At 40.2% G+C, this 6,838-nt stretch carries 6 protein-coding genes and 1 pseudogene; 3 read left to right on the top strand and 4 right to left on the bottom strand.

The features are described from left to right. Window positions 1-139: 139 nt before the first annotated feature. Complete coding sequence (locus tag F4V44_RS03510) at window positions 140-1,522, bottom strand: MFS transporter (protein WP_150438606.1); 1,383 nt, start codon at window positions 1,520-1,522, stop codon at window positions 140-142. Window positions 1,523-1,865: 343 nt separating this feature from the next. Between F4V44_RS03510 and F4V44_RS03505 the strand changes: the two genes are divergently transcribed. From F4V44_RS03505 to F4V44_RS28355, 3 genes are read left to right on the top strand one after another with little or no spacing between them, the layout of a single operon-like run. After that, window positions 1,866-3,077 carry a 4-hydroxybenzoate 3-monooxygenase gene (locus tag F4V44_RS03505; RefSeq protein WP_150438605.1) on the top strand — a complete coding sequence of 404 codons (1,212 nt, stop codon included), beginning with the start codon at window positions 1,866-1,868 and terminating at the stop codon, window positions 3,075-3,077. A 26-nt stretch (window positions 3,078-3,103) separates the two neighbouring features. Further along, window positions 3,104-3,919, top strand: coding sequence for a DODA-type extradiol aromatic ring-opening family dioxygenase (locus F4V44_RS03500; protein WP_150438604.1), 816 nt, complete (start codon window positions 3,104-3,106; stop codon window positions 3,917-3,919). 29 nt (window positions 3,920-3,948) lie between these two features. Continuing rightward, window positions 3,949-4,122, top strand: coding sequence for a hypothetical protein (locus tag F4V44_RS28355; protein ID WP_150438603.1), 174 nt, complete (start codon window positions 3,949-3,951; stop codon window positions 4,120-4,122). Between the two features lie 187 nt (window positions 4,123-4,309). Here F4V44_RS28355 and F4V44_RS03490 read toward each other — a convergent pair. From F4V44_RS03490 to F4V44_RS03480, 3 genes and pseudogenes are all read right to left on the bottom strand, one after another. Further along, a pseudogene (locus F4V44_RS03490) lies at window positions 4,310-4,426 on the bottom strand (DnaB-like helicase C-terminal domain-containing protein); the annotation flags it as partial. A gap of 21 nt (window positions 4,427-4,447) precedes the next feature. Beyond that, entirely contained in the window at window positions 4,448-4,852 is a 405-nt protein-coding gene (locus tag F4V44_RS03485) for a hypothetical protein (RefSeq protein WP_150438602.1), read from the bottom strand. A 264-nt stretch (window positions 4,853-5,116) separates the two neighbouring features. Then, window positions 5,117-6,550: an alkaline phosphatase PhoX gene (locus F4V44_RS03480; protein WP_150438601.1), complete on the bottom strand. Its 1,434-nt coding sequence runs from the start codon at window positions 6,548-6,550 to the stop codon at window positions 5,117-5,119. Window positions 6,551-6,838 lie beyond the last annotated feature (288 nt).

Raw genomic sequence — 6,838 nt, 5'->3', positions numbered from 1 at the left:
AAGGCGTGTGAAATGTTCATTTCACACGAATGAGTCAAAAATCTGGTTTATCAACATAGTACTTTAACAAAGCCTTACACAAAAAGAAAGGTTTAGAGCTTATTGCTGCTAAACCTTTCTTTCATAGAATGTCTATGGACTAAGATTGAATAATTCTCTTATTCTCACCTTCTATAAATTCTTCATTCATCCCATTTTCTTCGACTACTTTGTCAAAAGACCCGTACTTTTCTTGGACTAAAAGATACCCTAAAACAGCTAAAATACTTGGCACGGCAAATGTAGCAAACGCCATTTTGGGATCTATTCCAGTTACAAGAAGCATCGCAATTAAAGTCGGGGCAAGGATGGAACCAATTCGTCCTATTGCCTGGGCATAGCCCATTCCAGTTGCGCGAATTTCACGCGGATAGAATTCGGTAATGTACGGGTTGCCCAAGTTCATGGCCCCGACGGTACTTGCACCGCCCAAGAAAATCAAAAAGTAAACAAGAGCCACATTCGTCGTAATACTTAATGCAATGAATGTCACAACACCCATTAAATATAACGAAACAAGTACTTTCCGATATCCTATTTTTCCAGCCAAGTAACCGCCTATCAAGGTACCTGCAATCTGACCAACACAAAGCATGATATTAAATGAAAGGCTTGATGTAAGACTAAAGCCTGAACTTTGCATAATTTTTGGCAGCCATGTATTTAAGCCGTATGCCATCATCATGGTACAGAAGATGGCAATCCAAAAGGCAATCGTCGTAAAGGCTCGTTTGTTCGTAAAGAGCTTTTTAACTGGAAAGCCCTTCCCATCTTTCAGAGCTGTATGAAGCTGATAATCATCCTTTTCGGAAAAATTCCCATCAGGCTTAACTTTATTAAGAATCTCTACCACTTTTCCAACCTGTTGTCTTGCTAGATAATAAGAAAGTGACTCAGGAAACTGCTTGATGAAAAACGGAATAGTTAGTAAAGGGATTGCACCAATATAGTACAATACACGCCAATCTGTTTGCGGAACCAAATACATGCCAATTAACGAAGCTAAAATGCCTCCAAGAGCATATCCAATATAGATGGCTCCCACAAGGAGGGCACGTTGTTTTTTCGGTGAATATTCTGTCATGAGTGAGATACAGTTCGGCATCAACCCACCCATCCCAATCGCGGCAATAAAGCGCATGATGGTAAACATCGTAATATTAGGAGAAAGACCTGCTGCCAATGTAAATGCACTGAATAAGAACATGCAAATAATAATGACGTTTTTTCGGCCAAACTTATCGGCTACTGGAGCTAAGACAAGAGCACCAACCATCATCCCGAACAAAGAGTAACTGCCAACAGCTCCAGCCTGAAGCGCGGATAAATTCCACTCCTCCATCATCCATGGCAACCCCACACCATACATAGCAATATCAAAGCCATCAAAACCGATTGCATAGAAACACCACAGAAAGACTAGTAAATGAAAGCGATTAAATTTACTTGCAGAAACAACATCTTGGGCAACTATCGTGCGCATCAACATCTCTCCCTTACTTTTACGTTATTATCGTTTTCATAGTGAAAATAGTATATTATGAATTTTCAGAATAAAACCAGTAACTTCTTTTATGTGAAACTCTTTGAATTTTTTTAAAATTTTTTATTTCATCGATTCGAATCATTAATTTACAGGCTTGTACTTTTTCATATAGAAAAATCAACTTCTTTCATTGACTAGATTTTGCCTCTTTTAAGACCTGCTTTTACGAAAAATTATCATTTGTTTCGCATATAAGAAGTTGAAAGTTTTATTCAGAATATTTTCATAATATCATTTGTAATGTGGATAACTTAAAAACGCTTACAAAGGAGATAGAAATATGCGTACACAAGTAGGGATTATTGGAGCTGGACCAGCGGGACTTATTCTTGCACAATTATTACACCAACAAGGAATTGATTCAGTTATATTAGAACGTAAATCAAGAAACAATATCGAAGGAACGGTAAAAGCCGGCATTTTAGAACAAACGACCATTGATATTTTAAGAGAAATCGGTGTGGGGGATCGTATGAATCGTGAAGGTCATTTTCACGATGGCAACTACTTTCAATTTAATGGAGAAAGACGCCGCATTGATTTAAAAAAATATTCCGGTGGAAAACAAGTTGTCGTATATCCACAGCATGAAGTCATTATCGACCTAGTCAACGCTCGCTATGCAAATGGCAAAGATATCATCTTTGACGTAGAGGACGTCACTTTACATGATATTGATACAGACAAACCAAAAATAAAATATCGTAAAAATGGGATGGACGAAGAACTGATTTGTGATTTTATCGCAGGATGTGATGGATTTCACGGACCAAGCCGTCAAGCCATTCCTGACAATATAAGAAAAGAACATCTACATATGTATAAGGATGGATGGCTAGGTATTCTATCTGATTCTGCTCCAGCAGCAGATGAACTTGTCTACGCTAACCATGAGAGGGGATTTGCTTTATTAAGTACACGTACCCCGATTTTACAACGTCACTACCTACAAGTAGATGCAAACGATGATATTGCCAATTGGTCTGATGACCGAATTTGGACAGAATTAAACGAAAGAACAAAAACCCATGATGGCTGGCAAATACCGGATGGACCGATTAATTCAAAAGGAATTATCCAAATGCGCAGTTTCATTTGTGAAACGATGCAATATGGCCGCCTATTTATCGCAGGTGATGCCGCTCATACCGTGCCTCCTACAGGAGCAAAAGGATTGAATTTGGCTGCTACAGATGTCAAAGTAATGGCTCGCGGAATGGCAGAATTCTATCAAACAGGCAGCAACGATCTATTGGACCGTTACTCAGAAATTTGTCTTCGTCGTGTTTGGAAAGCAGAACGCTTCTCTTCTTTCATGACAAAGCTTCTCCATACAAATCCAAACCTTGACTCCTTTGAACGCGGGATTCAATTGGCCGATCTTGATTACTATACTTCGTATGAAGCAGGATTAACAATGATTGCAGAAAATTATGTAGGCCTGCCGATCGAATGGGAAAAAGCAGGAGACACACTGAGATTAGTAAAGTAAATCTTTAAAAAATGGAGGAATTCATTATGTCAATTGAATTAAGCATGCTCGTACCACATGCTCCAAGTCTTTGCCATGAAAATCAGGCCCCAGATTTCCAGCAAGGCATTGTTGCCGGCTTTAAAGAAGTGGCTGAGGAAATTGCACAAATCCAACCTGATGTGATTGTTTTGGTTTCTTGCCACTGGCCGTCTACCTTTGCCCATTATGTCGACTGTAATCCCATTCACAAAGGGATTCTGACTGCACAGGAAGCTCCAGATATGATTAGTGATGTCCCCTATCATTACCCAGGTGATGAAGAACTCGCCAATTTGCTTGTTCAAGCGGGGAAAAACGCTGAAATTCCTGTAGAAGGAGTATATGGTGATCATTTCGAGTGGGATTATGGTACAATTGTGCCTTTGCGTTATCTTGTTCCAAATGGGGATATTCCTATTATTAACCTATCTGTTACGTTAGCTGCTAATCTTGAAGAAACCTATAAATGGGGCCAAGAGATTGCTAAAGTTTTACAAAAATCTGAGAAGAAGGTCGTTTTTATTTCTAGCGGCGCTCTTTCACATAATTTAGTACGTGGAAGACATCATATGCCAACCTTTGCTGAGCACGCCCTTGATAAAGAATTCGTCGATTTGCTAATGAATAAAGACTATAAAGCTGCCTATCAAATGTTGCCGCAATATGCAAGTATGGCAAAAGTGGAGTCAGGAGGCCGCCACGTAGCCATGCTGCTTGGCATTATTGATGAAGATTGTACTCCCATTTATTTTGCAGATGGACAATCTTCAGGTAGCTGGAATCCACTTATCACTTTTGAAAAAACAAAAGTTTCAGTTTAGCAGTAGCAGCAGCTCTTGCAGCCGGTAATATGGTTATCATTGGGCCGGCACATCTCACACTAACAACGGAAACATTCATGGGGGAAAGGTGTCAGGAGGCTGGTATGCCGAACCTTTGCCTCCCCCCAATATTCACTCCTTGCTCCCGGTCCTTCCTTTCCATCTTTCTGAATCTCTTCACCTACCGGATATTTGCCCCCTAAGGTATCACCATAGAAAATGAATAGAACCATTGCATTTATTGTTCTATTTCCCCTTTCCATATTTTCTATCATTCTATTTTTTCAAGCTTCTACATTAGGATTTACTATTATATCCACTTTACTTATCCGCATTCTTTATAATGATTTTGTCTGTCTATTGCAATAAAACCTGCTGTCCCTCATCCTACTACCCCACCAATTCCCGAAACCGACCAAATTCCTTCTGAAACTTCAAGTGAACCGTTCCAATCGGGCCATTTCGCTGCTTGGCAACAATGATTTCCTCCTGGTCCTTTTCTTTCGAATGTTGATCATAATGGGTTTATCATGGATTAACAGCTTGCTCATGTTGATTTCCTCCGAATGTTGTTCTGTTATTGAAGATATAACGATTGCTTAACTGGTAACCATTTTCCTTTTCTGTCTGATAAACGTTGAGAACGCCGAGTGCGTTTGCCTTCCCAACCATTCGCTTAAAAGTAGACCGCGAAATAGGCCTCACATCATTATGTTCTTTGATAAACTCTAGCAACGAATCAATGGAAGGATTAGACACCCCGGGGATTCTATAGGAACAACGCGCAAGCATGAGAAGCGCAACTCGATCTCCCTTCGTCCAAACCTTCTGGTAATCTCGCAGAATCTTTTCAACATGCTGCTTGAATTCCTTCTCTGATTTAAATTGGCAATACTGTTCAAATTGGTCCATTGCGTCTGATTTTATTTTCATAACTCTTGCACCACCGTTTTGCTATTGTTATATAAGCAAAGGGGTTCAAAATGTCCTATTACTTTGGGGAAGTTGTTACGGTTTTGTGAAAGGGTCTAGAGGAGTTTATCGTCCCAATTGATAGGTTTACCCACTTAGTAAGTAAACCTTTATTTCTAGGGATTCATCAGTTGCAGTGATTTTGCGCATCAAAAAAAGACAGTCGCCTTTACAGATGGTAACTGTCTTTTTTCATTCTTCTTTTTAGCTGCTGTTTCCTTTTAATTAAAGGATTGGCATTCCATGACGCTCGAGCGCTGCTGCTTCAAGCATGGACATCCCTTGTTCTTCGGCAAAAGCTCTAAGCTTGTCCGATACGACTGGTGCAAGGTCTGCTGGAGGCTGAGCATAGTTCATGGCGCGTCTGCGGGTAGAATTTTTACGAGCAAAAGGTCCCCAAATCGCAAACGTAATACCAGGAGTCTGCATATTGACAAAGAACGTATTCCCATCAACAGAGAAGGCTGGTCCGGCAAATTCGGAGCTATTCATTACGTTCTCCGCAAACGTATAGATTTCTCCCTCTGGCGTTAATCCGACAATGCGATCGTTACCGCCGCCATCCTCCGCAATCCAAAGATCTCCCCAAGGAGTAATCGTAATATTATCAGGCATTTCTAAATCATTTTTATCAGTAGATTCATAGAAAAGCTCCAGGGTATTTGTTGCTGGCGTATAACGATAAACACGGCCAAGGCTTTTTGTACCCGCGCTTGTATCATCAAACCAGAAAGTTCCTTCAGAGAAATAAGCACCCTCAAGACGGCTAAACTGAATACAGCCCTTGGCTTTTGCATCTGCTTGAGCAATCTCAGGGTCTACCTTTTTCCAAACGACGCCAAATGTTTGTCCCGTTGCCATTTGTGCTGCTCTTGGTAATTCATCAATGGCGGCTGCTTCTAACGTTCCACCCTTTTGCAGAGAACCTAGTGTTTGGCTTCTGTCATTTGGTGTAAAGCGATAAAGGAAGCTTGGGCTCGCATCTTCTGTTAAATACCAAATACCTGTTGATGGATCCACATGTCCGGCTTCATGCGAGAAACGGCCCATATCATAGATTGGTGTTTTGGACATTTCATTTTCAGGATCAAGCGGATTCACCTCGAAAATATATCCATGCCCTTTATTCCCCGTCTCCTCCATCGTTAACCAAGTACCCCATGTGGAAGCTCCCCCAGCACAGTTACGAACTGTACCTGAACTCGATACATATTGATCAATCACTTCTCTGTTCGGTCCTACGATTAACGTCGTTGTTCCACCAGCAGCCTGGCCCCATGGATTTTTTCCGTTTACAGGGAGACTTGAGTTTGTACTATTTTCATGGTTTCTTACTAGAATCGTTGTGTTCTTCTCTCCTTTAAAAGCAGCCATACCATCATGCATCGCAGGAACTTTATCACCGTTAGGCATCAAATCTCCTGCCTTTGAAAACATTTTATAATGGAAGCCTTTAGGCAGATCTAATATGCCGTTTGGATCTTTTACTAGAGGACCATAACCGCCAAACCCGCTTGTTGGATTCCCAGCAACCTCAGCAGCAAAACCTTTTGATGTATTTGCTAGTGAAAAAAGACCCGTCGTTCCTAGTGTTAAAGCCAATGTGCTCATTCCGCCAACCCTCAAGAAATTACGTCTATCCATCCCTGTATTGCTCATCCTAACAAAAACCTCCATTTTATATTGAATTTGAGGATGCTAGTTTTACAGCAAACTCTATCTATAAAGGTAACAAGCCATTCTAAAAGAACTGTTAATCTTATGTAATTTCATGTTTTACATCCAAAAAACAGACCAAAAGCAGGTGATAAACGAACAGGAAAAGGCTTTTATTTTCAAAAACAAAGATATTAGAACTATAAAAATAGTTTTAAATATTAAAAACAGAGCAAAGACACAGGATATTAGTAGGATTATTTGTGATTGTCATTTTAAGTCAATATTAAA

The sequence above is a fragment of the Niallia endozanthoxylica genome (assembly GCF_008710145.1).
Lineage (GTDB): Bacteria > Bacillota > Bacilli > Bacillales > Cytobacillaceae > Bacillus_BD > Bacillus_BD endozanthoxylica.
The sequence above is the reverse complement of the archived record's forward strand: the minus strand, read 5'-3'. Positions and strand labels throughout refer to the sequence as shown.